The organism is Cryobacterium zongtaii (genome assembly GCF_002909375.1).
Taxonomy (GTDB): Bacteria; Actinomycetota; Actinomycetes; order Actinomycetales; family Microbacteriaceae; genus Cryobacterium; species Cryobacterium zongtaii.
On the sequence record NZ_PPXD01000005.1, the window covers coordinates 252,155 to 277,368 of the forward strand.

A 25,214-nucleotide genomic window follows, 5' to 3' on the forward strand; every position below is an offset into this window, starting at 1 on the left:
CGTTGGCGACAGAAAGAAAAGTAGACTAAAGACTGTTCGGATCCACGAACGGCGAGGACAGGTCGACCCGTCGGCCGGACGCCTGCAACATCCGCTCGACCAGGTCGCGCACCTCCCGCTCGGTGAGCACCATCGGGGTCAGCTCTGGCACACCGTCACGGGCGACGAAAACCCGGCTGGGCGAGTTGATCCAGATCTCCTCGATGTCGGGGTCGTCGAGGAACGGTTGCAGGGCACCGAACCCGGTGAGCGCGGCGACCACCTCTCTGCTGGCCTGGAACTCATCGGTGAGCAACGGCAGTGATCCGCCGAGGGCCCGTTCGCTGTACCGGCGCACCTCGTCGCGCACGTATTGGTCGGCGAGGGCGTCGTCGGCGGCCAGGTCGACGCCGTCGCGGCGCACGCGCAGCCGCACCTGCTCGGTGATGATGCGCACGGCCTCGGTCATGAAGGAATCCTGCTTTACAACCGGGCACGCGCGTGCGAGTTATCCACAGCCTGACCGGACGGGTGACCGTTCCACCACTCCGGCGCAGAACCAGGGCACTCTAGACTGGAGCCTCACTCGCGGGAGTGGTGAAATTGGTATACACGCAGGTTTTAGGTACCTGTGCTTTCGAGCGTGAGGGTTCAAGTCCCTTCTCCCGCACCCTATAAAACCCCCGAAAACGTTGAGTTTCCGGGGGTTTCGCACGTGTTTAGGAGGTCTTCCCCCACGAAAACCCCACAACTGATTCAGCGCGCACCGCATCCATGCGATCCGAAACGTCGTTGAGGTCGTCTTCGAAGAGGTCCGCGTACGTGTCCAGGGTCATCGCTGCGGAGGCGTGGCCGAGCATCCGCTGAACTGCCTTGACGTTCGCGCCCGAGTGGATGGCGATGCTCGCGGCAGTGTGTCGCAGGTCGTGCGGCGTCAGGTACGGGAAGTCGCGGTCCTCGGCCTGGGCGGCGATGACGGCGCGGTGGAACCAGCCCTTGCCGCTCCCGGGACGCCGCTGATGGATTTCGCCCTTGCCGAAGACCAGCTGCGTGCGAGTCTTGCCCTCGCACTGTCGAGCGAGCGGCTCCGAGAGGAACTTGGGGAACGGCACGCTCCGGTTCTCGTGGGACTTAGTCGTGCCCACGAACACGTCTTTGCCCATGATGACGGCGTTCTCTTCGACCTGCATCCGCCGGCGCAGCATGTCAAGCGTCCCAACTCGCAGGCCGACAGCCTCGCCCCATCGGAGTCCTGTGTAGGAAAGCAGGTAGACGAGCGTCGCGTTCTCGCCGCAGTGCTTGGCCAGCAGCTCGACTTGGCGGGGCTTGAGATAGGCGCGCTTCTTCTTGCCCTTCCGTGGCATCTTGACGCCGCGGGCGGGGTTAGAGGTGAGCCGGCGGTCGAGGACGGCGACATCGAGGATGCCGGCGAGGACGCCGAATGCGCGCATGACGACAGTTGCCGATCGCGGCTTGCCCTCGTTCGCCGTGAAGGTGGTGAACCAGGTCTGGATCTCGGAGTGGCGGATCTCCCCTAGTCGACGGTGTCCCCATGCCGGCGCGATGTGGACCCGCCAGGCGGTCTCGATTGCGCGGTAGGACGACGGCTTGAGGTGTGACTGGTTGGCCAGCCACTCGTCGCCGACCTCGCGCACGGTCATCTTGGCGGTCCTGGGGTCGATGTAGTCGCCGCGGTTGGTCGCTACGACCGTCTCGGCGAGGTAGTCCTCGGCATCCCTCTTGCGGATGAAGCCGTTCTTCTCGCGCGACTTGTGGTCGGGGTCACGGTACCTGACGCGGTATCGCTTGCCGTCGCCGGTCTCGTACGCGGTGATGCTACCCATGCTGTGCTCCGTTCGTAGCGGCGAAAGTGCCTCTACTTCTGAGTAATGCGGCGACTCTGGTGCGACTTGCCAACTCGGAGAGCAAGGCCCGCGTGTTTACGCGGGAGCGGCACGAGTTGCCGCATGGCCTCCTATTGAGACCAACTTCTGGTTTCTCCGGAGGCGGCGTGAGCGTCGTGGCCGGAACCTCGACCGAAAGAACACCATGCCCGTCTACCTCACCCCCGACCAAGTTGCCGCCATGCTCCCCGGACTCACCCGCAGCAAGCTCGCCCAGCTTCGCTTCAGCGGCACCGGCCCGAACTACCGGAAGCCGACGCCGAAGACCGTGCTCTACGTTGAGTCCGAAGTCATCGCCTGGGTCGAGAGCTCGGCTCGCTGGGGCGTGTGAGCGGCATGTCCGTCGATCTAGGGGGCCTCCCCACCGAGCCGCAGCAAGCGTGTTGGCCAAGAATGCATTGCCTGTCGCGGAGCTACAACACATGGGGATCGGATCGATCGTCGGCCCATCCCAGATCATCGAGGTAGCTTCCATGGGTTTCAATGAGCGCCTTCCATGATGCGAGGTACTCCGCTGGTCCAGTCCAATTAATCAACGGCTCCCAATGCACGCTGAGATTTCGTCGCCCTGGCTGGTAAGAGAGCCATCTTGGGTCATCTCCGAACTTCTCGCGGTAGCTCTCGATGACCGCCCTCATCCGCTCTTGTCGCAGCATCATCGGCGTCAAGCTGTCGACTACTCGCTCGTGATCCAGCAAGGTTTCCATGCCGTACTCCAAGAGGATCTCCTTTGCGGCAAAAGCGCTGTCAGTCCCTTGGATCATCAGCTCGTGCAGGGAAACGCGCAGTGCTTGAGACAGCGCAACGGCTTCAGCCACCGTAACTTTGCGTTTCCCGGTCTCGATCTTGTAGATCGTGGTCGCCATGAAGGAGACCCCGTATGGCGCAGCCTTCTCCGCGAGTTCCGCCTGCGACCAACCGTGGAACTCCCGCTGTTTCTTGACCGCGGCTGCGAAGTGGGCGTCTGCATCATCTTTTGACATAAGGCGAGCGTATCGCTGATTTGGCTATTGCACCATCACTAATACCTGCTACTGTTCCTTTGCGGCCAAATTGGCTGCGATTGGATTCCTAGATTGGCCACGGATGAACACCTACCTCTCTCCCGAACAAGTCTGCGAGATGATCCCCGGCATCACCAAGGGTCAACTCGCCTCCTGGCGCTACCTAGGTGCGGGAGGGCCCAGGTACCGAAAGCTTGGCAAGAAGATCATCTACGCGGAGTGCGAGGTCATTGACTGGGTCGAGGGCAGCGCGCGCACCGGCACCGCAGACGCCGCAGACGCCGCAGCGTGACCGCACAACGAAAAACCCCCGAAGCCTTGCAGGGCAACGGGGGCGAAGTGACAGAAACCAAATTACCGCTAAGCAAAGGAAACGTCTTGCAACACCGTACCAGCACCACGCGAACCACCGCCGAGACCGCGCCAACTGTGAAGGTGCAGGAATGGCTCGAAGCCCGCCCAGACGTGCAGAGACTCCCCGTCACGGACATTCTCAAGGCCGGCTTCACAAAGCCGGAACAGGCGTACGTCGTCGACTACCTGAAGGCGCAGTGCGCCAAAGCGGAAGCCGCACGGCTCACCGCCCAGACGCACATCATCCCCTCGTTCTCCACGACGGAGTGGGTAGATCCCGAGTTCTACCTGATCGCAGAGACCGGACAGCACTGCCGAGCCGCCCTTGCGAGTCCCACGGACCCTGAACGCCGCCAGTTGCACGGCCAGAGTGTCACGCCGACGAGTCACCCGGTGCACAGCAAGAACAAGGGCGACAAGTGGTCGTTCACAAATGAGGAGGACGAGACTTACACATACGAGCACCTCGGTCGGTACAAGCTCGTTGGCAAGTTCGAGGACTCCGACACTGAAATCACGTCATACGTCGCCCGTGAGGTGACGAACTAATGGCCGGCTGGAAGGTCACCACCCGCAGCGGTTGGGCCATCTCTCCCGAATCAATCACAATGCGATTCCTCACCAACGCTGACAACGGTTCGGACGTCGGACGCGAGCGATACGTCATCGTTTCCGACGCGCCCCAGATGGCCGCGAACCCGTGGAACCGGTGCAGCGGCTCGGCGCGTGATGAGTGAGCATCTCGGCGCGGAACTGGGCCTGGGATCTCAGTTGGAAGAGGGGTGGCGTCAACTTCCCGATGAAGGAAAAACTGACGTTGCTCTGCCTGGCCGAACACGAGAACCCCGAGTACGGGTACGCCTTCCCCAGTCACGAAACGATTGCCGAGCGCACCGGGCAGAGCGTCCGCACCGTACAGACGCACATCAAGACCCTCGTCCAGTTCAAAGCGGTGAATATCGAGAAGCGACGCAGCGAGCGCGGCAAGTGGCTGCGAAACGTCTATCTCCTCAACGTGCCCGACAGCTATCGGGAGAAGGACCCCGAGTGGATGCGATGGAACGAGTGAACCGGAAAGATTTGCCGGAATCTCTACCCGCCGTCGGCAAATCGCGTCAAAGCCATCGGCAGATCGTGCAAGACGAACCGGCAATTCTCGCGCAACGAACCGGCAAGAACTGCGCACTATCAGTTAGAGACCAGTTACTAGATAAGTCACTAGTGATCAGGGTCAATTTCTCCGAAATCGACCGCGCGATCTTCGAGCATTCGATGACCGCTCCGAGGCATGACCTCGCCCACGCAATTACCAAGGAGAACTGACATGACACGCATCAACAATCTCGACGAACCCGAAATCAAGGGCATCCTTCGCCGGCTGAAAGCGCTGGAAACTGCTACACCGCTGGGCTCGTCGTCCATCTCGCGCGGCTCGCTGCGCATCCTCTCGCCAGAGGGTCTGATTGTGGAGGGATCTGCACGAGTCAGCGGCGTCCTCGATGTGACGGGCACCGAGAACGTCTCTGGCGACTTGAATGTCGACGGCACCTTGAACGTGTCGGGCACTGAGACAGTCGCCGGGACGCTCGACGTCACTGGTCTACTCAAGCTCATCGGGAACGCCCTGCTTACGGGTGACCTCATCATCGGTGCCGGCGGCGAGATCACCGTCGCTGGATCGCCGTCTGCGACCCTCGGTGTCACTCCGTCCGGGTATCCCGGGCTCGCGTGGAGTGGCGCTGGGTGGGTCGCTGCAATCGCCGGTAACGGCGTTGTACTCTCCAACAGCACTGGCTCTGCCTTCGCCCGAGTTACGCCCTCAGCCGCCGCCCTGGTGGCTGGCAGTACCTCTGTGCAGGTCAGCTCGTCCGCGGTGACGATCACCAACCTGCCGCAGACCTCCCAGCCGGCCAATCTCTACGTGCATCCGACTACTGGCGTCCTGTACCGCTCGACGGGCATCTCAGCATGAGCGACCAAGCGACGCACGTCGAGCACACCGCCTTTCGTCTCGTGAGCGCGACGGGTGACCGGGAGGCTCGCGCGGGCATCCTCAACGGTGCACTCAGCGCGATCGTGCCAGAGGACCAGCCTGCATTCGTGGGAATCATGCTCGCTGAGATCCTGTCCATTGTCGACGGGCTCTTGGAAGGTCACCCCGACGCTAGAGGCCTGAACTGGATCTTCGGTGCCATGTCCGAGGTCGCCAACATGGTGGACGAGCAGACGCCATGACACGCAGCCAGCCTCGACCCGCTGAGCACTACATTCACGCGGGGGGCGGCGTCATTGTCGTCCCCGCGCGGGTGTGTGCCTACTTGAACCGGTACGCCGGCCTCGAGAGCTTCCGTAGGGAAAACGGCGGTCGCGATGCGGAAGTCGACGCGATCCTTTTGGCCTTCCGTGTGGCGGAAATGACTTGGCGCAATGCCGCAATCGGCACCACCAAAGCAGCCGCGCCGGAACTCGCCGCACACTATGAATGGCTATCAACCACGCAGGCAGCATCTCGGCTTGGAATAACTGACAGGGGCGTTCGCTCAGCGATCGCAACGGGCAGACTCCACGCCGAATCAATCGCTGGACGGTGGCGAATAAGCCGAGAAGCGCTCCAGCACTTTCGCCAGGGGCACACGACAGAAACAAGAACGGACACAAATTGAGCCGCATGGCGACCGAACTCCGACAGAAAAGGGACACCGCTCGCAGCAATGCGGAGGTGCTGCTGCACAACGCGAAGGTTGAGAATCGGGATCTCACATCAGCCGAGGCGCGCACCTTTGACGGGCTCTCCGACTCCGTTCGCTCGCTGAACGGACGACTCGAGCAGATCCAGCTTGACGAGGACAGCTCCGCTGCTGCCGAAGCCGCCATGCGGTCCATCATGGGCCAGTCTGGGGGCGCTGCGTTCACGTCCGCAGCAGATCGTGAGCTCGCAAAACAGTTCCGCGGTGTCATCCGCAGCCGCTCCTTCGAGCCCATCGAAGTGCACCTCGCCGATGACGAGATGCGCTCCGGGTTTCAGCCAGGCATCGAGCAGCGGGACCTGTCCACTTCCTCCGGAGGTGGCCTCCTCGGGACGACGTTCTTCAACCGCCTGCAGCGACACATGGTCGAATCGTCAAGCGTTCTCGCAGCCGGCGCAACCGTGCTGCAGACTTCCAGCGGCGAACCCCTCAAGGTTCCGAAAACGACCGCTCTCAGCACCGCGGCGATCGTCCCCGAAGCCGGCACCATCCCCGAGAGCGACCCCACCCTCGGCGCTGTCACCTTCGGAGCGTACAAGTACGGTTTCCTCGTGCAGGTGTCCTACGAACTTGCCGAGGATGAGAAGTTTGACTTGGTCGGCTACCTCGCAGAACAGGCCGGGATCGCAGTCGGGAACGCATTCGGCGCACACGCGATCACGGGCACCGGAACGGGACAGCCTCGCGGGATTCTTACAGACGCCACACTGGGCGTGACCGGTCCCACCGGCACGGCGACGACCCTCGGCACGCAGACGACCGCGGGACAGGGCGGCGACTTGCTGCTCGACCTCGCAGCGTCCGTCGCCGAGCCGTACGCACGCAGCGCGGCCGCAGCGTGGCTAATGCGGGGCACAACGCTGAACACGATTCGTAAGCTCCGCGACTCGACCGGGCGTTACATCTTCTCCACCGACATCATTCCCGGCTCAGGCTCCGCAGGAACGCTGCTCGGTCGCCCCGTCTTCACCGACCCGACAATGCCCGCAATGGCGGCCGGTGCCAAGTCGATCGCGTTCGGCGACCTTTCCCGCTACTGGGTGCGCCAGGTCAACGGAGTGCGCTTCGAGCGCTCCAACGAGTTCGCCTTCGACAAGGACTTGGTGACCTTCCGTTGCCTCGCCCGCATCGACGGCGCGCTCACCGACACCACGGGTGCTGTCAAGTACTTCGCACACAGCGCCACCTAGACACTACGCCTTGCGTCAACCTCACCGCCCCGGACCCGCGCAGCGCGAAACGCACACGGACATGACGGGATCCGCGGAATGGATGGCCGGTTAGCACCATTCCTTTCAGTGCGATGATCCGACCAGCGCGACGAGTGCCAACCAATCCGATGATTGCGACACACTCACCCAGTGAAGAGCCCCCGACCTACAACAGGTCGGGGGCTCTCCCCATTCTCAGCGATTGTCCCTCTGACCAGCCACTTCTTTTTTGGAAATGGGGGTGACGGACGACCGCGCTCACTTCCAAAAATCCCCCTCCGAAGGCGATAGGGGGTCGCGCGCGCGATGGGGTGGGGGGTCGATCGCTACGAAAAAGGAAGAGAGGGCGGTGTTCCGCGTGCTCCGATCTCTAAAACAGCCCCCGGATTGGGACAGGCACCCATCGCCGGCGCTTGGGATCATCGAGTCAACAGGGAGCAGCCAATGGGATTCTTCAGCCGCAAGCGCACAGTGAACTTTCTTCCCAACGCGACGGACACCATGCCCGTTGCGGGGGTGAGCTACCGGCAGCCAGCCATTCGTGGCAGCGGCCTGGGACCGTTCCAACTCGTCGCGGACCCTAGCAATGAGTACGACAAGAATGCGGTCGCCGTCTATCAGGACAAGCGGCAGGTGGGCTTCGTCCCCGCCGACGAGGCGAAGCTGTGGAGCCGCCTGGTCAAGAAGCTGTCCAAGGAGGGTACTGACGTCTGGGTCTATGGCGACGTGCGGCAAGATGGCAGCGACCGGTGGATCCTGCTTAACGTACCCGCAGAGGACCAAGTGAGAGCGTGGCTCAAGGGCTGACCTGAGCAAGGCGCGCCAATCGACGCAAAAAGCCCCTGCGATCCGAAGACGGCAGGGGCTCTAGGGCGGCGTTACGCCACGGGCGCTAGGTGCTCCATCAGAGCCGGCAGGTAGCTCTTGAGCTGGGCGACATTGCTCTCCGTCGCCCCGGAGTCTGCAGGCAGGCTGAACGTGGTGCCGCCGATCTCGACTTCCAAGTTCAGCGCGTCAGACTCACCCCACGTACTCGTCATCACGTTTGACACGTTGACGAGCTCGATCGATTCGATGTGGCGAGTGCTGAGAATGCTGGTCGACGGCACACAAGTTTCCTCGCTGGTCGTGAGCCAGACGATGCGTAATCCGGCAAAGGCGAGGATTCCCACGCGGAAGTCCGTTTCGTTCACTTCAACGGTCAGGTAGTCGATTTCTGCATTGCCCAGGGCCACGTCGAGGTGTGAGGCGATCTGCCCCTTCAGGTCTGGGTATCTCCTGAAGACCTTGGCGCCCGCCCAGTTTTTTGATGCGGAGTTTAGCTTCCGGTTGATGGACTTAGCATTCTCGTAGTCTGGCAATTTTCCCCAATGGTAGTTATGCCACAGCCTATGGACTTGGGACACGCCAGGCTCATCCGTAACGCAGCGACTTTGCCAGTGAGCACCCCCACTTAGGCCGCAATCGTGCTACCGGCCTGGATCACTCCGCGACACTGCCAGACTTGGGACCCCTTAGAGAATGGACTGCACGTGATTATTGAGGTCGGCATCCAGTCAGATGAGCATTTCGCAGAGGCTTCTAACCTCAATCAAACGTCTATCGGGCTTGCGTTCGGCGTGAATCGTCCCGACGGAACAGTTTTCTATGGCCGCATCGCCGCGTTCCATGTTCGAGACAGAGATGTAGTCGTCTACCTGGATGGGGTATCAGGTGACCCCGATGAGGTGTCCTTGAATTTGAGGCACGACGAGAAGCTATTCTTCAGCCGCTACACGCGGGAAAGCCATCTGATTGGCACTCTCGAGCGGATCGAAGACAAAATCAACGCCGCGCGCTAAAGGCGCACCAACCCGCACTCTGGACACAGCCACATCACTTCCCTGCCCCGCTCTGTCGCCTCCATTGGGAGTAGGCAAGCGGGGCAGTTCGGCGTGTCCAGGTCATCCATGCGCGCATTCTGGCACTGTTCGTATAACGATTGATCCCGAACGTCCGTATATGTGGGCTGACTTCGCATACAAGAATCGTGGCGTTTTGTCACACGTCTCGCGTCGTAGCCTTCACAGATGATCGTCCCGCGACAGACCGCCCCCACTCCCATCGCCTACAACCTCGACGGTGCAGCGATCGCAGTCGGCCTCAGCATCTTCCCCATCAAGCTCGCGGTCAGTAACGGCAGCCTCACCGCCCGCTACTACGGCACCAAGCCCCTCATCGGGCATGCAGAACTGCTCGAGTGGTTCGAAAACCTGCCACTCGACAAGCTCGCACCGGGGGAACCGCGACCGTAATATTTCGCCGCCAGCGAAGTAAGTGACAGATGCGGCCCGATAGTGCCCGATCGCGTTTTTGCTGCTCGTACTCTGAGGCCATGACCTCTCTTGACGACGTGAACAGCATGGAACAGGCCGCTGCATACCTAAAGGTGGACGAAGCGAAGATCCGCCGGCTGGTGTACCAACAGAAGATCGGCTGCCTCAAGTCGGGCCGCGCGCTCACCTTTCCCCGCGCCGCCCTCGAGGCCTACGTAGAGCGCTACCAGACGGCTGCCTTGCCGGCGAACCCACACGGGCTCAGCGACGCGGGCCTTCGGCGGGTCAGACAGGGCAGGTTCTGAGTTCCAGACGCACACCCCACACGTAAACCCCACAGAAACCCCACAACTCCCCGCAATCCATTCAGAACACACAAACCCAATCAGAGCCAACAGGCGCGTAATTCCGCGCAAGTTTCCCTGACACCCCGCCACTGTGGGAGGGTGGGGAGGGTTCAAGTCCCTTCTCCCGCACCGACGGGCTCCGGCTGTCGGCACTCAGATGCCGTCCGGCTCCGCTGTAACCGAGAATTCTCTTCGATGCTGGCCACCCTGAATTCGCTGTGGTTAGGATTGCCTTACTCGTCTCCCAGCAGATCGGNCACCCTGAATTCGCTGTGGTTAGGATTGCCTTACTCGTCTCCCAGCAGATCGGTTCTCATGACCGCGACCCCCAGCTCTCCACAGCGCCACCAGGACCAGCAGCAGAATCTGGCCGACTACCTTCGCGCCAGCTCGAGCACTCAGCACCGCGATACCGAAACGCGGTCCTTCATCACCGAACTGATGAGCGGTGCGCTCTCGCTCGCGGACTACACCCGGTACCTCGGGCAGTACGCCTGGGTCTATGAGGCTCTCGAGCAGCTCGTCGACCGGGTGTCCCAGGTCGACCGCATCGACGTCTTCGACCCCGCCCTCGACCGGCTGCCCGCCATCGAAAGCGACCTCGCCGCGCTGGGCGTCGACGACTGGCGCCGCGAGCATCCGCCGCTGCCGGCGACGACCGAGTACATCGCCCACTTGCAGTCCCTCACCAGTGCCGACAGGGTGCGCTGCCTGGCCCACCATTACACCCGCTACCTCGGTGACCTGTCGGGCGGCCAGGCCATCGCGGCTCTCGTGGCCCGGTACTACGGTGCCGCGCCCGAACAGCTGGGCTTCTACAGGTTCGATGCGATCAACAACATCGTGCAATACAAGCGTGCCTACCGCGATCGGCTGAATGCCATGTCGCTTGCACCGGCCGAGGTGAACGCCCTCGTCGCGGAGGTCGATGCCGCCTTCACCTACAACGGCGCCGTTTTCGACGGGTTGGCGCGCTAGCCGATGGTCCGCGCCGCGGCCCTGGACGGCCAGCTCAGCGACTTCCTCTCCAGCGCGGGAGTCGTGGTGTTCTACCTGCTCGTCTGGGCCCTCGTGTTCGCCGGCACCGCCCTGTTCCTGGGGGTGTTCATCCCGTTCGTCACCGGTGACTCGCTCCTGTTCGGCGCCGGCCTGGTGGCAGCGTCCACGACCAACCTGAACATCGTGGTGCTCGCCGTCGGCGTCGGGATCGCCGCGTTCCTCGGCGACCAGGTGGGCTTCCTGCTCGGTCGACGATACGGTCGCGGCTACCTCGACAAACGCGGTGGCCGGCGCACCCAATTGGCAATTGTGAAGACCGAGTCCTTCTACCTCAAGTACGGCTGGTGGGCGGTGGTCGTGGCCCGTTTCATGCCGTGGGCACGGGTTTTCGTTCCCGTCGTTGCCGGAGTCGGCCGCATGAACTACTACAAATTCCTCTCCAGCAACATCGTCGGAGCCCTGGCTTGGGGTGTGGGCATCACCCTGACGGGCTATTACGCCGCAGCGATCCCCGGAGTGAAGAGCGCGGCCTACATCATCGCGGGCTTCTTCATCACGGCGTCGATAGTTTTCGGCCTGCGCACCTGGTTCGCCGATCGTGCCCAGATGCGCCTCGACGCCCGCACGAGCACCGGATCTCACAACACATTGGGGGGTTAGCCCACCCCTTCATCAGGCCTTCAGATGCCAGAACGCGCTAACCTGTAGCGACGCAAGCGATCACCGCCGACTGGCCGATCTAGCCGCCGACGACTGGAGTTTTCTTCGTGATTAACACAGCACTCATCCCCTGGCTCGACCCCGAGATCCTCATCAACGGATTCGGACCCTGGGCGCTGCTTGGTGTGTGCGCGATCGTCTTCGCCGAGACCGGCCTGCTGATCGGGTTCCTGCTCCCCGGTGACACCCTGCTCGTCATCACCGGCCTGTTCGTCTTCTTCGACATCATCACCATCGACATCTGGTGGGTGGCCCTGGCCATCGGTGCTGCCGCCTTCGTCGGCGGCGAGGTGGGCTACCTGATCGGCCACAGGCTCGGCCCGCGGGTGTTCGAGCGCAAGGAATCGGGCCTGTTCAGCGTCAAGAACGTGCAACGCACGAACGCCTTCTTCGTGCGCTTCGGCGGTTTCGCCGTGATCGCCGCCCGCTTCGTGCCGATCGTGCGCACCTTCGCCCCGGTCGCCGCGGGCGTCGGACACATGGACTACCGCAAGTACAGCCTGTACAACTTCATCGGCGCCATGATCTGGGGCGCCGGCCTCACCTTCTTCGGCTACTTCCTGGGCTACATCCCGCCGCTGGCCGACTTCGTGCGCAACTACATCGACCTGATCCTGCTGGGCGCCGTTGTGCTCACCCTGCTCCCCACGATCTACCACTACGTGCAGTCCACCGTGAAAGCCCGCCGCGAGGCCCGCTCCGGCGTGACCGTTGACCCGAAGAACCTGGTGCTCGACCCCGAGACCTTCAAGACCGACAACGACGGCAAGCACGAGGCCTGACCCCCTCCTCAGCGCGTGACGCTCAGAACGTCAGCGGTGCGAGTGGTGCTCGTGTTCGGCATCCGCCGCATGATCGGCCGGCTCGAGCTGAAACGTGGAGTGCTCGACGTCGAAGTGGTCGGACAGGCATCCCGACAGCTCGCGAAGCAGCGCGCCCGACCGTCCGGCCGCGAGCAGCTCGGGTTCGACGACGATGTGGGCGCTGAACACGTGTGACCCCGACGTGATCGCCCACACGTGCACGTCGTGCACGGCCACGACGCCGGCGGTGCCCTCGAGATGCTCCCGGATCGCCCGCACATCGGTATCCGCCGGCACCGACTCGCTGAACACCCGCACCACGTCGCGCAGCAGACCGAAGGCCCGCGGAATGATCATCGCGGCGATCACCAGTGAGGCGATGGCGTCCGCCTGCGCGAAACCGGTCAGCAGGATGACGACGGCCGCCGCGATCACGGCTACCGATCCCAGCGCATCGCCGAGCACCTCGAGGTAGGCGCCGCGCATGTTGATCGACCCGGCCGCGGCCGGACGCAACAGCAGGATCCCGACGATGTTGGCCAGCAGGCCGACCACGGCCACCACGAGCATCGGGCCGGCCAGAACCTCGGCGGTGGCGCCGGAGGTCAGCCGGTTGATGGCACCGACGACCACGAAGCCCGCCACCACGATCAGGATCAGGCCGTTGAGCAGCGCACCGAACACCTCGGCCCGCTGGTAGCCGAAGGTCTGCCGATCGGTGGCGGGGCGGGCCGCGACGACGGTAGCGGTGAGAGCGATGATCAGACCGGCCAGGTCGGAGAACATGTGGCCGGCATCGGCGAGCAACGCCAGCGAGCCGGTGAACCAGGCGCCGACGATTTCGACGACGAGGACCGCAGCGACCAGGCCGATCACGATCGACAGGCGTGAACGATTGCTCGTCGAAGCGGATGCGTGATCGTGGCCCATGCGTCAACGCTACGAGCCCTCCCGGGCGAAAGCCAGCCCGGCGGCTAGTTGGGAATGAGTGCCGTTCTCAGCTGGCCAGAAGCTCGGTGAGTACCGGCCCGAGGGCCGCGAAGGCGACTGCCCGGTGGCTCTCGGCATTCTTCGCGTCGGCGGGCAGTTCGGCGGCCGATACGTCGTGTCCGTCCGGCTGGAAGATCGGGTCGTAGCCGAAGCCGCCGGCACCGGCCGGCTCCCGCAAGATACGACCCGGCCACTCCCCCGAGACAGCCCGTTCCACGCCGTTCGGCAGCGCCAGCGCGGCCACGCAGGTGAAGTGACCGGCCCGGTGTTCGTCGGTCATGTCGCTGAGCTGCCAGAGCAGCAGACGCAGATTCTCCTCGGAGTCCCGCGCCGGCCCGCCCCAGCGGGCAGAGAAGATGCCGGGTGCGCCGCCCAGCACATCGACGCAGATGCCGGAGTCATCCGCGATGGCGGGCAGGCCGGTGTGCGCGGCGGCGGCACGCGCCTTGATCAGCGCGTTCTCGGTGAACGTCGCGCCGTTCTCGACAGGCTCCGGCCCGTCGTAGGCCAGCACCTCCAGGTCCGGCAGCATGGGCGCGAGGATGCGGCGCAGCTCCTCGACCTTGTGGGCGTTGTGGGTGGCGAGAACGACGCGCATGTCAGCGGCCCAGCGTGGTCTTCTGCAGCTCGGTGAGCGTGATCGCCCCGCCGAGGGCCAGGTCGAGCAGGGAGTCGAGCTCGCTGCGGTCGAAGGGGGCGCCCTCGGCCGTGCCCTGCACCTCGATGAACTTGCCGCGACCGGTGACGACGACGTTCATGTCGGTCTCGGCGCGCACGTCCTCGGTGTAGGCGAGGTCGAGCATCGGCACGCCGGCGATGATGCCCACCGAGACGGCCGCGACACTGTCGGTGAGCGGCTGGGCCTTCTGGGCGATGAACTTCTTCTCACGGCCCCATTCAAGGGCGTCGGCCAGCGCCACGTAGGCGCCGGTGATGGCGGCGGTGCGGGTGCCGCCGTCGGCCTGCAGCACGTCACAGTCGATGACAATGGTGTTCTCGCCCAGCGCCTTCATGTCGACGACGGCGCGCAGGCTCCGACCGATCAGCCGGCTGATCTCGTGGGTGCGGCCACCGATACGGCCCTTGACCGACTCGCGGTCCATGCGGGAGTTCGTCGAGCGCGGCAGCATCGAGTATTCGGCGGTGACCCAGCCCTTGCCCTTGCCGGCCATCCAACGCGGCACGCCGTTGGTGAACGACGCGGTGGCGAGCACCTTGGTTCGACCGAAGGAGATCAGCGCGGATCCCTCGGCCTGGTCGCTCCAGCCGCGCTCGATGGTGACGGGGCGCAGCTGGTCGTTGGTGCGGCCATCGGCGCGCAGGATGTCGGTCACGGGTTCTCCTTGGAATGACGGGGGGTGAAGAGGCGGGATGGAGCGGTCGAGGCGGCCAGTCTGGTCACCTCGCTGAGACTGATGGTGCCGGTCGCGACGAGGTCCACGTGGGAGATCTCCGGGCCGAGTAGGCGATGGGCGAGGCGGAGGAAGTCGTCGGCGCTATCGCCGGTGGCCTCGTAGCGGTAGCTGGGCGGGGCGGCATCCACCCGTTCGAGGCCTTGGCCCACCAGCACCCTGTATACGTCGTTGGCCGTCTCAGTGTGGCTGGAGACCAGCGTCACCGCGTCACCCATGACGTAGGAGATGACCCCGCGCAGGAACGGGTAGTGGGTGCAGCCGAGCACGAGCGTGTCCACGTCGGCGGCCTTGAGCGGTGCGAGGTATTCCTCGGCGACGCGCAACACTTCCGCGCCGGTGGTGACTCCGGATTCGACGAACTCCACGAAGCGCGGGCATGCCTGCGAGAACAGCTGGATGTCGGTGGCCGCGGCGAACGCGTCGTTGTAGGCCCGAGAGTTCACGGTGCCCGCCGTACCGACCACGCCGACCCTCTTGTTGCGGGTGGTGCCCACCGCACGGCGCACCGCGGGCTGGATCACCTCGATCACCGGGACGCTGTAACGTTCCCTGGCATCCCGCAACACGGCCGCAGAAGCGGTGTTGCAGGCGATTACCAGCAACTTCACATCTTGGGACACCAGGTCGTCGAGAACCTCGAGTGCGTACTCGCGGACATCGGCGATCTTCTTCGGCCCGTAGGGCGAATGCGCGGTGTCGCCGATATACAGGATCGACTCGTTGGGCAGTTGGTCCTTGATGGCCCGGGCGACGGTAAGCCCGCCGACCCCGGAGTCGAAAATCCCAATCGGTGCATCAGTCACGTCGATCAAGCCTAGCCGGGTTCGGCCTTCGACCACGCTTGACACCGCTATATGCCCAGAACCGCCCAACGTACGTGGGCCGGAATATAGCCGTAACTACACTCGGCATATGGGCCAGGCCAACCAGGCAGAGCCCGCACCGGAGACGTCCCTCGCGCCGTCTGAGGAGATGATCGTCATGAATGATCGAGTCGTAATCACCGGACTGGGCGCACTGACGCCCCTCGGTAATTCGTGGACCGAAACCTGGGACGGCCTGACCAACGGCCGCAGCGGTGTCGCCCGCATCACGCAGTTCGACGCCACCGACCTGCCCACCCAGATCGCCGGTGAGGTGAAGGACTTCGACCCGGCCACGCGGATGTCGATCAAGCAGGTCAAGCGGGCCTCGCGCGCCTCCCAGCTGGCGATCGCCGCGGCCCGCGAGGCAGTCGCGGACGCCGGCTTCGGGCCGTCGATGGAGGGTATCCACACCGGCGTCATCGTCAATAGCGCCGTGTCCGGCTACGCCGAGATCCAGGATGCCACCGAGCACGTCAACGCCGGCAGCGCCCGCCGCATCTCGCCCCGCTTCGTTCCGCAGTCGCTGATGAACATGGCCGCCTGCGAGATCGCCATCGACCTGGGCGTGCACGGCCCGGTGAACGCCAGCGCCCTGGCCTGCGCGAGTGGTGCCTATGCCCTCCTCGAGGCGCGCACCATGCTCGTCACCGGTGACGCCGACGTCGTCATCGCCGGCGGCGTCGAGGCCGCCATCACCCCGGTGATGTTCGCCGGGCTGAACGCCATGCACGCCGCCTCCACCCACAACGACGAACCCACCGAGGCCAGCCGTCCGTTCGACGCCAACCGCAACGGTCTGGTCTTCGGCGAGGGCGCCGTGGTCTTCGTCATGGAGCTGCTCTCCCACGCCCGAGCCCGGGGTGCCCGCGTCTACGCCGAGGTGCTCGGCGGCGCCCTCACCAGCGACGGTTTCAGCATCGTGGCCCCCGACCCGTCGGGCACCTACGCCAGCCAGGCGATCACCCGCGCCCTGGACAAGAGCCGGCTCAACCCGGCCGACATCGACATGATCGTGGCCCACGGCACCTCTACCCAGGCCAACGACAAGGCGGAGACCCTCGCCATCCGCAATTCGCTGCGCCACTTCGCCGACAAGATCTCCATCACCGCGCCGAAGTCGATGACCGGGCACATGATCGGCGCTGCCGGAGCCCTGTCCGCCCTGGTCGGCGCCCTGTCGATCAAGAACGGCATTGTGCCGCCCACGATCAACCTGCGCACCCCCGACCCGGACTGCACCCTGGATTACACGCCACTCACCGCGCGCATCCAGCCGATCAAGCACGCCCTGGTGAACGCGTTCGGCTTCGGCGGCCAGAACTGCATCGTCGCCTTCGGCGCCCTGTAGGCCCCAGCCGGGATCCGCGAGTTGCCGCAGACGGCCCCTTCAGTGCATCTGACGGGGCCGTTTGACGTATCTCGGCGAACGGGCGGCGGGAGGGTGTGCACCGGGCGTCCAGTCCGGGCAGTGCGGTGACGGCTAGGCTTCTCGCGTGACCGAGACTTCTGCCTTTCGAACCGACCGCTACGAACTCACCATGGTGGATGCCGCGATCCAGAGCGGCACCGCGAACCGGGAGTGCATGTTCGAGGCCTTCGCCCGGCGGCTGCCCGCGGGCCGACGGTACGGGATCGTGGCCGGCACCGGCCGCCTGCTCGACCTGATCCGTGATTTCAGGTTCGACGACGCTGAACTCGACTGGCTGCGCGCCAACAACGTGGTGCGCCCGCCCACCCTCGACTGGCTGGCGGACTACTCCTTCAGCGGCAACATCTGGGGATACCGCGAAGGCGACGCGTACTTCCCGGGCTCGCCACTGATACAGGTCGACGGCACCTTCGCCGAGTGCGTCGTGCTCGAGACCCTGATCCTCAGCGTGCTCAACTACGACAGCGCCGTGGCCAGCGCCGCCGCCCGCATGGTGTCGGTGAGCCTGGGCCGGCCGCTGGCCGAGATGGGATCCCGCCGCACGGGCGAACACTCCGCCGTAGCCGCGGCCCGCGCCGCGTACATCGCCGGGTTCGCCTCCACCAGCAACCTCGAAGCCGGCCGGAGCTGGGGCATCCCCACCATGGGCACCGCCGCGCATTCCTTCACCCTGCTGCACGACACCGAAGAGGACGCCTTTCGCGCCCAAGTGGATGCGTTCGGCGCGTCGACCACGCTGCTCGTTGACACCTACAACATCGAGCGCGGCATCGAACTGGCCGTCTCCGTGGCCGGCACCGGGCTGGGTTCGATCCGCATCGACTCCGGCGACCTTCCCACCGTCGCCGCCGCCGCGCGCGCCCAGCTGGACTCGCTCGGCGCCGTGAACACCCAGATCACCGTCACCAGCGATCTGGACGAGTACTCGATCGCGGCGCTGTCCGCGTCGCCGGTGGATGCGTTCGGGGTGGGTACCTCACTCGTAACAGGGTCCGGCGCACCGGCTGCCGGCATGGTCTACAAGCTGGTGGCGCACAGGAACACCGCAGACGAGTGGGTTTCGGTGGCGAAAACCTCGGCCTCGAAGGCCTCGGTCGGCGGGCGCAAGAGCGCCGTACGACTGCTTGACGCGACAGGCACGGCGCGCGAAGAGGTCGTCATGGTGGCGGCGAACGGCCCGACGGACGCACCGGTTGACGCCCACGAACCCCGCGCCGCCGGAGCCACGGAGCGGTCGTTGCTGGTGCCGCTCATGGAGGCCGGGGTTGTCGACGAACGCTACGTGGGCGCAGCCGGCACCCGGCTGGCCCGCGAGCAGAACGCCGCGGCCATGCGTGAGCTGCCGATCGATGCGTTCAGGCTCGGCCGCGGCGACGCCGTCATCCCGACGGTGTTCCGCTAGCGGGGTGTCGACAAGCTCTACCAACGAACGGGTTAGTCCTGCTTCATCTTTTCGTAGATTGACTTGCAGGTCGGGCAGACCGGGAACTTCTCCGGGTCGCGGCCCGGCAGCCACTTCTTGCCACACAGCGCCTTGACCGGCTTGCCGGTCATCGCCGACTCGAGGATCTTGTCCTTCGGCACGTAGTGCGAAAAGCGTTCGTGGTCACCGGGCTCGATCTGCTCCTGGTTGAGCAGTTCCTCGAGTTCACGATCGAGGGTGGATGTTCCGCCACCAATATCTGGGCCGCGGCCAGGCTCTGCGATGCTCGCGCGAATGTCGTGTGTCATGGAATCAAGTGTATGCAGCTACGCGCGCAATGCGGAGGAGAGCATTTCGGGACCACGGCGTTCGAAGGTCCGCGAGCCCAGCCAGACCCCGCCGATCAGCATGACGAAGCCGATGCCGAGCCCCCAGTAGAGAGCCGGCAGGTTCCACAGCGGATCCACGAAGACACCCAGAACGGCGCACACGATGGCCGGCAGGGCCACCACGATGGACCCGACGAAGGTGAACGACTGGATGATCGCGGCGGCGGTATCCGACGATTGCGGCTGCGCGAACGGGCTGTCCCCTGGTTTGGTCGCCGGGTAGGGGAACCGGGCCGACGTGAAGCTGGAAAAGCCCAGCCCGGCGAGCAGGATGCAGGTGCTCACGCCGAGCAGACCGGGCAGCACCGCCCAGTCCCCGTGCACGCTGACGCTGACGGCCGAGCCCAGCCCGATCAACGGGATGCCCACGAAGAGCGCCGGAACGAGCCGGCCGACGCGGTCGGCCACTCCGCGCGGTCCGGAGACCACGTGCAGCCAGATGGCGGTGTGGTCATACGCGACGTCGTTGTGCAGCGTCCAGCCGAGGAAGACGCACATCAGCGGCACCGGAACAAGGACGAGGTATTCGAAGGGCATCCCCGCGAAGACGAGAGGCAGGATCACCAGGACCGGGACGATGGGGATCATGATCAGCGAGACCCAGTAGCGCGGGTCGCGGCCCCAGTAGGTGATGCTGCGCGCGGCGATCGCACCGATCGGGTTGTGCGGCATCCGGTCGAACCAGCCCAGGCCGCCGTAGGCCTTGGCCTGAGCCTCGCGACCCGGCGTGATGAGCATCCGGGCCACCAGACCCTGCCAGGCGAGCCAGAGCAGGTACACGGTCGCGGCGGCGATGAGGAGCTTGAGGAAGGCGATCCCCCAGTCGCCGACAGCGGCGTCTCCCGGCACGGCCCACGCTGCGCCCAGCGGCGTCCAGCCGAGGATGCTCGCGAAACCGCCGAGCACGTCGAGCCCGTATTTGCTCCAGTCCACATTGACCAGCAGGACCACCACGGGGGTGATCATGACGATCAGCAGGATGCCGATGATGCCGGTGAACTCGCGGGCGCGGCGGGTGGACAGCAGGAATGCCGAGATGGACGTGCTCACCCGGGAGGCGAGCATGCAGGTCGCTAGAAGCAGCGCGGCCGCCAGAATGGCGAACAGGGTCTCCCCCACACCCCTGGACCAGGTGACGATGGTGCCCAGCAGCACCAGCGCGAGGGTGGTCGCCGGTACGCCGACGAGTGCGGATACGGCGAGGCCGAACGACAGCTGCTTGTTCGGGATGCCCAGGGTGGAGAACTTGCGTGGGTCCATGCTGTCGTCCACGCCGAAGACGAGCGGCACGAGGAAGAAGCCGAGCACCACCAGCGAGCCGGCCACGATGAGGCCCTCCCGGATGGCGCCGACGTCGTCGACGAACCGGAACGTGATGAGCATGGCCACCAGGGCCGCGGCGACGAGCAGCCCGTAGAGCAGGCCGAGCACCACTCCCACGACCTGCCAGGGGCTACGCCGGAACAGATTGGCGAGCAGCCTCAGTTTCAGTCCGAGAAATTGTGCAACCACTCCAGGCCCTCCGCAACCTTTCGTCCGCCGGCGAGGTCGACGAAGCGTTCTTCGAGTGACACGTTGCCGCGCACCTCGTCGATCGTTCCCGCGGCCAGCACCGAACCCTGCACAATGATCGCCACGTGGTCGCAGACCCTCTGGATGAGGTCCATACCGTGGCTGGAGAGAATCACCGTTCCGCCGGCAGCGACGTAGCGCTGCAGAATCTCGGTGACGTTCACGGCCGACACCGGGTCGACCGATTCGAACGGTTCGTCGAGCACCAGCACGCGCGGCGAATGGATCATGGCGCAGGCCAGGGCGATCTTCTTGGTCATGCCCGCCGAGTAGTCGGCGACCAGACGGTTGAGAGCATCCTCAAGGCCGAACGCCGCGGCCAGGTCGGCGGACCGGGCCCGCACGGTTTCGCTCTCGAGGCCCCGCAGCACGCCCGAATAGTAGAGAAGCTGTGCACCGGTGAGCCTGTCGAACAGCCGCAGCCGGTCAGGGAGGACTCCAATGGTGCGCTTGGCGGCGATCGGGTCGGCCCACACGTCCACGCCGTGTACCTGGATCGAACCGGAGTCCGGCCGCAGCAGCCCGGTGATCATCGACAGCGTGGTGGTCTTACCCGCGCCGTTAGGGCCGACGATTCCGTAGAACGACCCGGCCCGAACTTCGAGGTTGACGTCGGCGACGGCCACGTTCTGGCCAAAGCTCTTGTTCAGCCCGCTGACCGCGATCTCCACGCGAGGGGACGCACCGATGACGGCGGATGCGCCGGTGCGCGGGGCCATCGGCTTGCGCACGACCGGCGGGATGCGCTGCGCCGTGGCACCGACAACGGGTTCGGGGACCGCGGTGGCCTGGCCGGTGCGATCCGCGGCCGAGACGACGGGCACCGTAGCCCGAGCGGGTGCAACAGGGGCTTCGGGGCTCGCTGATGCCTCGGCTGCCACGGCATCCGTGCGCTCGGCAGCGCCGAGGTCGGTCGGAGACACGGCCTCGGTCTGCTTCGGAGCAAACCTGGGCAGCCGCCAGAACGGCCGCTTCGCGGGTGCGGCCGGCTCGTTGGCAGGGGCGCTCGTCGCAGGGGTCACGGTGAGCACAACGGTGTCGTCGGACTCCGGGGAGGCCGGCATCGTCAAGACGACGGTCTCGTCGTCGGCGGAGAGCGCGGGGGCGACCGGCACGACCGGCAGCACCATGGTGGCGTCGGGCTCGGGTGCAGCGGGCGCGGCCGTGTCGGGCACTGAGGCGACGGGCGCATTCGTTACGGGCTCTTTGGTGACGGATTCCGCAGCGGCTGGTGAGTCCTCAACGGCAGCCGATCGTGCCGCAGCGGCGGCGGCTGCAGCCGCGGTGGCGGCACGTGCAGACGCTGTGGCGGCGGTCCTGGCGGCGGCAGACTTCGCCGCGGCGGACTTGGTCGCTGCGGCGCGGGCCGCGCCGGCCTTGGTGGCCGATTCGGTCTTGGCGGCAGCGGCCTTGGCGGCAGCGGCCTTCGAAGCCGCGGTCCGGGCGCTGCTCGAGCGGGCGGCCGCGGTCTTGGCCTTCTCGGGGCCGACCTCCGCGGGGCCGGCGGGCAGGTCCAGCTCGGTGGCTGCGGCGGCGGCCTCGACGGCCTCCGCGGTATCGGCTGTGGACGTCGTCGTGGCCGGCAGCCTGGTGGCCTTGGCGACCGCGGGCTTCACCGGCGCCTTGCGGGCAGCGGGGGTGCGCGTCACCGTGACGCGCGCCGGGGCCGTTGCGGGTTCGGCGGCGGCCGGGGACACGGGCGTCGTCGTCGGTACCGACACGTCCTCCGCCAGCGCAGCGGCGGCCGGCTTCTTCTTGGCCGGAGCGCGGGGCGTCGACGTGGCTCGCGGAGTCGCAGGGGTGCGCGGTGCGCGGGTCGTGCTGCGCGCAGGCTTCACCGGGGTTGTCGACCCGTCGGCGGTTGCTGTGTCGGCTGAAACCGATGTGTCGGCGTCGGATGCGGCGGGCGCGTTCGACGCCCCACCGGCCGAGGACGTCGTGGTTCGGGGGGTGCGGCGCACCGGAGGCTTGCGGGGCGGCAACGCGCCGGTGGTTGGTGCTGTCGTTGAAAGGGAATCGGGCTCAGGGGCTCGGTTCGCAGGGGCGTTGTGTTCGATGGCACTACCCTCGCGTTCCGGCTCCGTATCGGGAACGGGCAAGACCGGAGTCCGCTCGTCAGGCTCGGAGTTCGGAGGCACTGGAGTCACCTCGCTAACTTACCAAGGACCGTCTGACCTCGCTGGGGCTGGCGGCGGTCGCAGGCGGATTCTCACCAAAACTCGTGCCGGAATCGCAGGTCACAGGGCCGCACGAATCGTCACGATCAGGACACGCCTCTGACCGTCTCTTCCCCCAGAACGGGGTCGTCGGGTAGTCTGAAGGTGGCATAACGGTGTGTCTATACGTGAACTTAGGGGTGAACCGCAGGCAAACTCGGCGAAAACGTCCGACCGCTGCGGGGCCACCCAGATCTTTCTTAGGAGATATTCGTGACCACCCAGGTAGTAATACTTGCAGCAGGAATGGGCAGCCGCCTCGGCCGCTCCCTTCCTAAACCGCTGACCGAACTCAACGACGGCCGCACGATCATGCAGCAGCAGTTCGACAACATCGAGCACGCCTTCGGCAAGAAGACCAAGGTCACCATCGTCGTCGGCTACAAGCTCGAGCACATCATCGAGGCTTTCCCGCAGGCATCCTTCGTCTACAACGAGCAGTACGACGTGACCAACACGTCGAAGAGCCTGTTGCGCGCCCTCCGCGCGTCCGCCAGCGGCGGCGTGCTGTGGATGAACGGCGACGTCGTATTCGATCCCGCTATCCTCGATCGCGCTGCCGCGATGATGAAGCGCGACCAGTCCTTCGTCACGGTCAACACGTCGAAGGTGTCTGACGAGGAAGTCAAGTACACGACGAGCGCCGAGGGCTACATCAAGGAGCTGTCGAAGACCGTGAAGAACGGGCTCGGCGAGGCTGTCGGCATCAACTATGTGTCTGCCGCTGACAAGCCCATGCTCATCCACCACCTCAGCAAGGTCGGCGACCAGGACTACTTCGAGCGCGGCATCGAGCTCGCGATCGAGAAGAACCGCATGCTCGTGGAGCCCGTCGACATTTCCGACTTCTACGCCGTCGAGGTCGACTTCGCCGAAGACCTCGAGCGCGCCAACCTCTTCGTCTGATCAGCCTGGAGCCGTGGGGCGGTCGCGTCGATGGCGCGGCGCCCCGATCCGCTCCCATACGATAGAGCGCGTGAGTAGTTACGCTCAGGTGCGTCCTGAACAGCGCACCCCGTTTGCGCGTTACCGTCATTCCCTCTGGCTGTTGACCCAGCGGGACCTGCGGGTGCGGTACTCCACCTCCGTGCTCGGCTACTTCTGGTCGATCCTCGACCCGCTGGTGATGGCCGGCATCTACTGGTTTGTTTTCACCCAGGTCTTCCAGCGCACCGTCGGCAACGAACCGTACATCGTCTTTTTGCTCGCCGCACTGCTGCCGTGGATGTGGTTCAACGGGGCCGTCTCCGACTGCACCCGGGCATTCCTGCGTGAGGCAAAACTCATCAGGTCCACCCGGATCCCCCGCACCATCTGGGTCAACCGGCTCGTGCTGTCCAAGGGCATCGAGTTCATCGCCGCCATTCCGGTCCTGATCGTCTTTGCGATCTGGTCCGGCGCCGAGGTCAACGTTGATGCGATTTTCTTCCCGCTGGCCATCCTCATCCAAGCCGTGCTCACGGCCGGAGTCGGCCTCATCGTGGCCCCACTGGTCGTGTTCTTCCGCGACCTCGAGCGAGCCGTCAAACTCATCCTGCGCTTTCTGTTCTACGCGTCGCCGATCATCTACGGCACCAGTGACCTGCCGGAGCAGCTGCACTTCTGGGCGGCGTTCAACCCGCTCAGCGGCATCTTCAGCCTCTACAGGGCCGCGTTCTTCCCCGGCGAGCTGGACTGGTTCGTCGTGGCCGTCAGCGCAGCCATGTCGGTGGCATTCCTCGGAATCGGCCTGCTGGTCTTCTCCCGCACCGAGCGTGCCGTGCTGAAGGAGATCTGATGACCGAGACCGTCATCTCGCTGAACGACGTCGGAATCAGGTTCCGCCGGAATCGGCGCAGCCGCCGCAGCTTCAAGGACCTCTTCGCCGGCACCCGCCGCCGCACCAGGTCTGGTGAGTTCTGGGCGCTGCAGAACGTGTCGTTCACCGTGCAACGCGGTGAGGCGATCGGGGTCGTCGGCCGAAACGGCCAGGGCAAGTCCACCCTGCTCAAGCTCGTCACGGGTGTTGTGCTGCCCGACGAGGGCACCGTGAACGTCATCGAGGGTGTCGCCCCGCTGATCGAGATCACCGGCGGCTTCGTCGACGACCTCACCGTGCGCGACAACGTGTACCTCACGGCAGGTCTGCACGGCATGACCCGCAAGCAGATCGATTCCCGCTTCGACGACATCATCGAGTTCGCCGAGATCGCCGACTTCATCGATACCCCGTACAAGCACCTGTCCAGCGGCATGAAGGTGCGTATCGCGTTCGCCGTGATCTCCAGGCTCGAGGAGCCGATCATCCTCGTCGACGAGGTGCTGGCGGTCGGCGACAAGGCGTTCCGCGAGAAGTGCTACCGCCGCATCGAAGAGCTGCTGGCCGGCGGACGCACCCTGTTCTTCGTGTCGCACAACGAGCGCGACCTGCGCCGGTTCTGCGCCAGGGGCCTCTACCTCGACAAGGGCGAGCTGGTCCTCGACGCCCCGATCAACGACGTCCTCGACCGGTACAACGCCGAGTACGGCATCAAGAAGGCCTGAGACGTCGC

At 65.1% G+C, this 25,214-nt stretch carries 32 protein-coding genes and 1 tRNA gene; 22 read left to right on the plus strand and 11 right to left on the minus strand.

Annotation, left to right across the window (positions count from 1 at the left end):
• Window positions 1-25: 25 nt before the first annotated feature.
• Window positions 26-448, minus strand: coding sequence for a hypothetical protein (locus C3B61_RS03420; RefSeq protein WP_103459549.1), 423 nt, complete (start codon window positions 446-448; stop codon window positions 26-28).
• Between the two features lie 119 nt (window positions 449-567).
• On the opposite strand from C3B61_RS03420, the gene C3B61_RS03425 reads away from it, so the two are divergent.
• A tRNA-Leu gene (locus C3B61_RS03425) sits at window positions 568-649 on the plus strand.
• A 49-nt stretch (window positions 650-698) separates the two neighbouring features.
• Here the strand turns inward: C3B61_RS03425 and C3B61_RS03430 are convergent.
• The gene (locus C3B61_RS03430; protein ID WP_103459550.1) at window positions 699-1,823 is read right to left on the minus strand and encodes a tyrosine-type recombinase/integrase; all 1,125 of its coding nucleotides are present in this window, start codon (window positions 1,821-1,823) and stop codon (window positions 699-701) included.
• Between the two features lie 205 nt (window positions 1,824-2,028).
• Between C3B61_RS03430 and C3B61_RS03435 the strand changes: the two genes are divergently transcribed.
• A complete protein-coding gene (locus tag C3B61_RS03435; RefSeq protein WP_103459551.1) occupies window positions 2,029-2,214 on the plus strand; it encodes a helix-turn-helix transcriptional regulator in 186 nt (61 codons plus the stop codon).
• Between the two features lie 82 nt (window positions 2,215-2,296).
• On the opposite strand, the gene C3B61_RS03440 is transcribed toward C3B61_RS03435, so the two are convergent.
• Window positions 2,297-2,866, minus strand: a complete 570-nt coding sequence (locus tag C3B61_RS03440; protein WP_103459552.1) for a helix-turn-helix domain-containing protein — start codon at window positions 2,864-2,866, stop codon at window positions 2,297-2,299.
• Between the two features lie 103 nt (window positions 2,867-2,969).
• On the opposite strand from C3B61_RS03440, the gene C3B61_RS03445 reads away from it, so the two are divergent.
• From C3B61_RS03445 to C3B61_RS03485, 9 genes are all read left to right on the plus strand, one after another.
• Window positions 2,970-3,179, plus strand: coding sequence for a hypothetical protein (locus C3B61_RS03445; RefSeq protein WP_103459553.1), 210 nt, complete (start codon window positions 2,970-2,972; stop codon window positions 3,177-3,179).
• On the plus strand, window positions 3,176-3,790 hold the full coding sequence (locus tag C3B61_RS03450) for a hypothetical protein (RefSeq protein ID WP_133160221.1): 615 nt from the start codon (window positions 3,176-3,178) through the stop codon (window positions 3,788-3,790). Before C3B61_RS03445 ends, C3B61_RS03450 begins: the two co-directional genes overlap by 4 nt.
• Window positions 3,791-4,040: 250 nt before the next feature.
• Window positions 4,041-4,310: a helix-turn-helix domain-containing protein gene (locus C3B61_RS03460; protein ID WP_133160222.1), complete on the plus strand. Its 270-nt coding sequence runs from the start codon at window positions 4,041-4,043 to the stop codon at window positions 4,308-4,310.
• Window positions 4,289-4,564, plus strand: a complete 276-nt coding sequence (locus C3B61_RS19390; protein WP_133160223.1) for a hypothetical protein — start codon at window positions 4,289-4,291, stop codon at window positions 4,562-4,564. Before C3B61_RS03460 ends, C3B61_RS19390 begins: the two co-directional genes overlap by 22 nt.
• Before the next feature lies 1 nt (window position 4,565).
• On the plus strand, window positions 4,566-5,213 hold the full coding sequence (locus C3B61_RS03465; protein ID WP_103459557.1) for a bactofilin family protein: 648 nt from the start codon (window positions 4,566-4,568) through the stop codon (window positions 5,211-5,213).
• Window positions 5,210-5,476: a hypothetical protein gene (locus tag C3B61_RS03470; protein WP_103459558.1), complete on the plus strand. Its 267-nt coding sequence runs from the start codon at window positions 5,210-5,212 to the stop codon at window positions 5,474-5,476. Before C3B61_RS03465 ends, C3B61_RS03470 begins: the two co-directional genes overlap by 4 nt.
• Window positions 5,477-5,655: 179 nt before the next feature.
• Window positions 5,656-5,904 (plus strand): helix-turn-helix domain-containing protein, encoded by a 249-nt coding sequence (locus C3B61_RS20265; RefSeq protein ID WP_425266409.1) that lies wholly within the window; start codon window positions 5,656-5,658, stop codon window positions 5,902-5,904.
• Between the two features lie 5 nt (window positions 5,905-5,909).
• Window positions 5,910-7,178, plus strand: coding sequence for a phage major capsid protein (locus C3B61_RS03480; RefSeq protein WP_103459560.1), 1,269 nt, complete (start codon window positions 5,910-5,912; stop codon window positions 7,176-7,178).
• Window positions 7,179-7,643: 465 nt separating this feature from the next.
• Entirely contained in the window at window positions 7,644-8,006 is a 363-nt protein-coding gene (locus C3B61_RS03485) for an HIRAN domain-containing protein (RefSeq protein ID WP_165791115.1), read from the plus strand.
• Window positions 8,007-8,077: 71 nt separating this feature from the next.
• On the opposite strand, the gene C3B61_RS03490 is transcribed toward C3B61_RS03485, so the two are convergent.
• Entirely contained in the window at window positions 8,078-8,560 is a 483-nt protein-coding gene (locus C3B61_RS03490; protein WP_133160224.1) for a hypothetical protein, read from the minus strand.
• Between the two features lie 171 nt (window positions 8,561-8,731).
• Here C3B61_RS03490 and C3B61_RS03495 point away from each other — a divergent pair, with 171 nt between their 5' ends.
• From C3B61_RS03495 to C3B61_RS03520, 6 genes are all read left to right on the plus strand, one after another.
• Window positions 8,732-9,040, plus strand: coding sequence for a hypothetical protein (locus C3B61_RS03495; RefSeq protein ID WP_103459563.1), 309 nt, complete (start codon window positions 8,732-8,734; stop codon window positions 9,038-9,040).
• A 228-nt stretch (window positions 9,041-9,268) separates the two neighbouring features.
• A complete protein-coding gene (locus C3B61_RS03500; RefSeq protein WP_103459564.1) occupies window positions 9,269-9,493 on the plus strand; it encodes a hypothetical protein in 225 nt (74 codons plus the stop codon).
• An 80-nt stretch (window positions 9,494-9,573) separates the two neighbouring features.
• On the plus strand, window positions 9,574-9,819 hold the full coding sequence (locus C3B61_RS03505) for a helix-turn-helix domain-containing protein (protein ID WP_165791116.1): 246 nt from the start codon (window positions 9,574-9,576) through the stop codon (window positions 9,817-9,819).
• A 357-nt stretch (window positions 9,820-10,176) separates the two neighbouring features.
• The gene (locus C3B61_RS03510; RefSeq protein ID WP_165791117.1) at window positions 10,177-10,839 is read left to right on the plus strand and encodes a biliverdin-producing heme oxygenase; all 663 of its coding nucleotides are present in this window, start codon (window positions 10,177-10,179) and stop codon (window positions 10,837-10,839) included.
• Between the two features lie 3 nt (window positions 10,840-10,842).
• Complete coding sequence (locus tag C3B61_RS03515; RefSeq protein ID WP_174776258.1) at window positions 10,843-11,520, plus strand: DedA family protein; 678 nt, start codon at window positions 10,843-10,845, stop codon at window positions 11,518-11,520.
• A gap of 107 nt (window positions 11,521-11,627) precedes the next feature.
• Window positions 11,628-12,362: a DedA family protein gene (locus C3B61_RS03520; RefSeq protein WP_088455550.1), complete on the plus strand. Its 735-nt coding sequence runs from the start codon at window positions 11,628-11,630 to the stop codon at window positions 12,360-12,362.
• A gap of 30 nt (window positions 12,363-12,392) precedes the next feature.
• Here C3B61_RS03520 and C3B61_RS03525 read toward each other — a convergent pair whose 3' ends face one another.
• The 4 genes from C3B61_RS03525 to murI all read right to left on the minus strand — a co-directional run bounded on the left by C3B61_RS03525 (window position 12,393) and on the right by murI (window position 15,591).
• The gene (locus tag C3B61_RS03525; RefSeq protein ID WP_103459567.1) at window positions 12,393-13,313 is read right to left on the minus strand and encodes a cation diffusion facilitator family transporter; all 921 of its coding nucleotides are present in this window, start codon (window positions 13,311-13,313) and stop codon (window positions 12,393-12,395) included.
• A gap of 67 nt (window positions 13,314-13,380) precedes the next feature.
• Window positions 13,381-13,971: an RdgB/HAM1 family non-canonical purine NTP pyrophosphatase gene (rdgB, locus tag C3B61_RS03530; protein WP_103459568.1), complete on the minus strand. Its 591-nt coding sequence runs from the start codon at window positions 13,969-13,971 to the stop codon at window positions 13,381-13,383.
• A gap of 1 nt (window position 13,972) precedes the next feature.
• A complete protein-coding gene (gene rph, locus C3B61_RS03535) occupies window positions 13,973-14,707 on the minus strand; it encodes a ribonuclease PH (protein ID WP_088455547.1) in 735 nt (244 codons plus the stop codon).
• A complete protein-coding gene (gene murI / locus C3B61_RS03540; RefSeq protein ID WP_103432628.1) occupies window positions 14,704-15,591 on the minus strand; it encodes a glutamate racemase in 888 nt (295 codons plus the stop codon). Before murI ends, rph begins: the two co-directional genes overlap by 4 nt.
• Window positions 15,592-15,700: 109 nt before the next feature.
• Between murI and C3B61_RS03545 the strand changes: the two genes are divergently transcribed.
• Both C3B61_RS03545 and C3B61_RS03550 read left to right on the plus strand, forming a co-directional pair.
• Window positions 15,701-17,002, plus strand: a complete 1,302-nt coding sequence (locus tag C3B61_RS03545; RefSeq protein WP_198414981.1) for a beta-ketoacyl-[acyl-carrier-protein] synthase family protein — start codon at window positions 15,701-15,703, stop codon at window positions 17,000-17,002.
• A 145-nt stretch (window positions 17,003-17,147) separates the two neighbouring features.
• The gene (locus C3B61_RS03550) at window positions 17,148-18,485 is read left to right on the plus strand and encodes a nicotinate phosphoribosyltransferase (protein ID WP_103459569.1); all 1,338 of its coding nucleotides are present in this window, start codon (window positions 17,148-17,150) and stop codon (window positions 18,483-18,485) included.
• Between the two features lie 32 nt (window positions 18,486-18,517).
• Here the strand turns inward: C3B61_RS03550 and C3B61_RS03555 are convergent, their stop codons facing one another.
• Genes C3B61_RS03555 through C3B61_RS20205 form a run of 3 tightly spaced genes read right to left on the minus strand, consistent with a single transcriptional unit; the run spans window position 18,518 to window position 22,428 of the window.
• Complete coding sequence (locus C3B61_RS03555; RefSeq protein WP_088455545.1) at window positions 18,518-18,814, minus strand: DUF3039 domain-containing protein; 297 nt, start codon at window positions 18,812-18,814, stop codon at window positions 18,518-18,520.
• An 18-nt stretch (window positions 18,815-18,832) separates the two neighbouring features.
• A complete protein-coding gene (locus C3B61_RS03560; RefSeq protein ID WP_208858766.1) occupies window positions 18,833-20,407 on the minus strand; it encodes a hypothetical protein in 1,575 nt (524 codons plus the stop codon).
• Entirely contained in the window at window positions 20,383-22,428 is a 2,046-nt protein-coding gene (locus C3B61_RS20205; protein ID WP_341866760.1) for an ABC transporter ATP-binding protein, read from the minus strand. Before C3B61_RS20205 ends, C3B61_RS03560 begins: the two co-directional genes overlap by 25 nt.
• A 468-nt stretch (window positions 22,429-22,896) precedes the next feature.
• Between C3B61_RS20205 and C3B61_RS03570 the strand changes: the two genes are divergently transcribed.
• From C3B61_RS03570 to C3B61_RS03580, 3 genes are all read left to right on the plus strand, one after another.
• Window positions 22,897-23,589 carry a phosphocholine cytidylyltransferase family protein gene (locus tag C3B61_RS03570; RefSeq protein ID WP_088455544.1) on the plus strand — a complete coding sequence of 231 codons (693 nt, stop codon included), beginning with the start codon at window positions 22,897-22,899 and terminating at the stop codon, window positions 23,587-23,589.
• Between the two features lie 70 nt (window positions 23,590-23,659).
• Complete coding sequence (locus C3B61_RS03575; protein WP_240632398.1) at window positions 23,660-24,460, plus strand: ABC transporter permease; 801 nt, start codon at window positions 23,660-23,662, stop codon at window positions 24,458-24,460.
• On the plus strand, window positions 24,460-25,206 hold the full coding sequence (locus tag C3B61_RS03580) for an ABC transporter ATP-binding protein (RefSeq protein WP_088455542.1): 747 nt from the start codon (window positions 24,460-24,462) through the stop codon (window positions 25,204-25,206). Before C3B61_RS03575 ends, C3B61_RS03580 begins: the two co-directional genes overlap by 1 nt.
• Window positions 25,207-25,214 lie beyond the last annotated feature (8 nt).

What these genes read in the sequence shown, in the direction of transcription:
- C3B61_RS03420 (WP_103459549.1), bottom strand. Translation starts at nt 448, where the DNA reads ATGACCGAGGCCGTGCGCATCATCACCGAGCAGGTGCGGCTGCGCGTG.
- C3B61_RS03430 (WP_103459550.1), bottom strand. Translation starts at nt 1,823, where the DNA reads ATGGGTAGCATCACCGCGTACGAGACCGGCGACGGCAAGCGATACCGC.
- C3B61_RS03435 (WP_103459551.1), top strand. Translation starts at nt 2,029, where the DNA reads ATGCCCGTCTACCTCACCCCCGACCAAGTTGCCGCCATGCTCCCCGGA.
- C3B61_RS03440 (WP_103459552.1), bottom strand. Translation starts at nt 2,866, where the DNA reads ATGTCAAAAGATGATGCAGACGCCCACTTCGCAGCCGCGGTCAAGAAA.
- C3B61_RS03445 (WP_103459553.1), top strand. Translation starts at nt 2,970, where the DNA reads ATGAACACCTACCTCTCTCCCGAACAAGTCTGCGAGATGATCCCCGGC.
- C3B61_RS03460 (WP_133160222.1), top strand. Translation starts at nt 4,041, where the DNA reads ATGAAGGAAAAACTGACGTTGCTCTGCCTGGCCGAACACGAGAACCCC.
- C3B61_RS03465 (WP_103459557.1), top strand. Translation starts at nt 4,566, where the DNA reads ATGACACGCATCAACAATCTCGACGAACCCGAAATCAAGGGCATCCTT.
- C3B61_RS03470 (WP_103459558.1), top strand. Translation starts at nt 5,210, where the DNA reads ATGAGCGACCAAGCGACGCACGTCGAGCACACCGCCTTTCGTCTCGTG.
- C3B61_RS20265 (WP_425266409.1), top strand. Translation starts at nt 5,656, where the DNA reads ATGACTTGGCGCAATGCCGCAATCGGCACCACCAAAGCAGCCGCGCCG.
- C3B61_RS03480 (WP_103459560.1), top strand. Translation starts at nt 5,910, where the DNA reads ATGGCGACCGAACTCCGACAGAAAAGGGACACCGCTCGCAGCAATGCG.
- C3B61_RS03485 (WP_165791115.1), top strand. Translation starts at nt 7,644, where the DNA reads ATGGGATTCTTCAGCCGCAAGCGCACAGTGAACTTTCTTCCCAACGCG.
- C3B61_RS03500 (WP_103459564.1), top strand. Translation starts at nt 9,269, where the DNA reads ATGATCGTCCCGCGACAGACCGCCCCCACTCCCATCGCCTACAACCTC.
- C3B61_RS03505 (WP_165791116.1), top strand. Translation starts at nt 9,574, where the DNA reads ATGACCTCTCTTGACGACGTGAACAGCATGGAACAGGCCGCTGCATAC.
- C3B61_RS03510 (WP_165791117.1), top strand. Translation starts at nt 10,177, where the DNA reads ATGACCGCGACCCCCAGCTCTCCACAGCGCCACCAGGACCAGCAGCAG.
- C3B61_RS03515 (WP_174776258.1), top strand. Translation starts at nt 10,843, where the DNA reads ATGGTCCGCGCCGCGGCCCTGGACGGCCAGCTCAGCGACTTCCTCTCC.
- C3B61_RS03525 (WP_103459567.1), bottom strand. Translation starts at nt 13,313, where the DNA reads ATGGGCCACGATCACGCATCCGCTTCGACGAGCAATCGTTCACGCCTG.
- rdgB (WP_103459568.1), bottom strand. Translation starts at nt 13,971, where the DNA reads ATGCGCGTCGTTCTCGCCACCCACAACGCCCACAAGGTCGAGGAGCTG.
- C3B61_RS03545 (WP_198414981.1), top strand. Translation starts at nt 15,701, where the DNA reads ATGGGCCAGGCCAACCAGGCAGAGCCCGCACCGGAGACGTCCCTCGCG.
- C3B61_RS03555 (WP_088455545.1), bottom strand. Translation starts at nt 18,814, where the DNA reads ATGACACACGACATTCGCGCGAGCATCGCAGAGCCTGGCCGCGGCCCA.
- C3B61_RS03580 (WP_088455542.1), top strand. Translation starts at nt 24,460, where the DNA reads ATGACCGAGACCGTCATCTCGCTGAACGACGTCGGAATCAGGTTCCGC.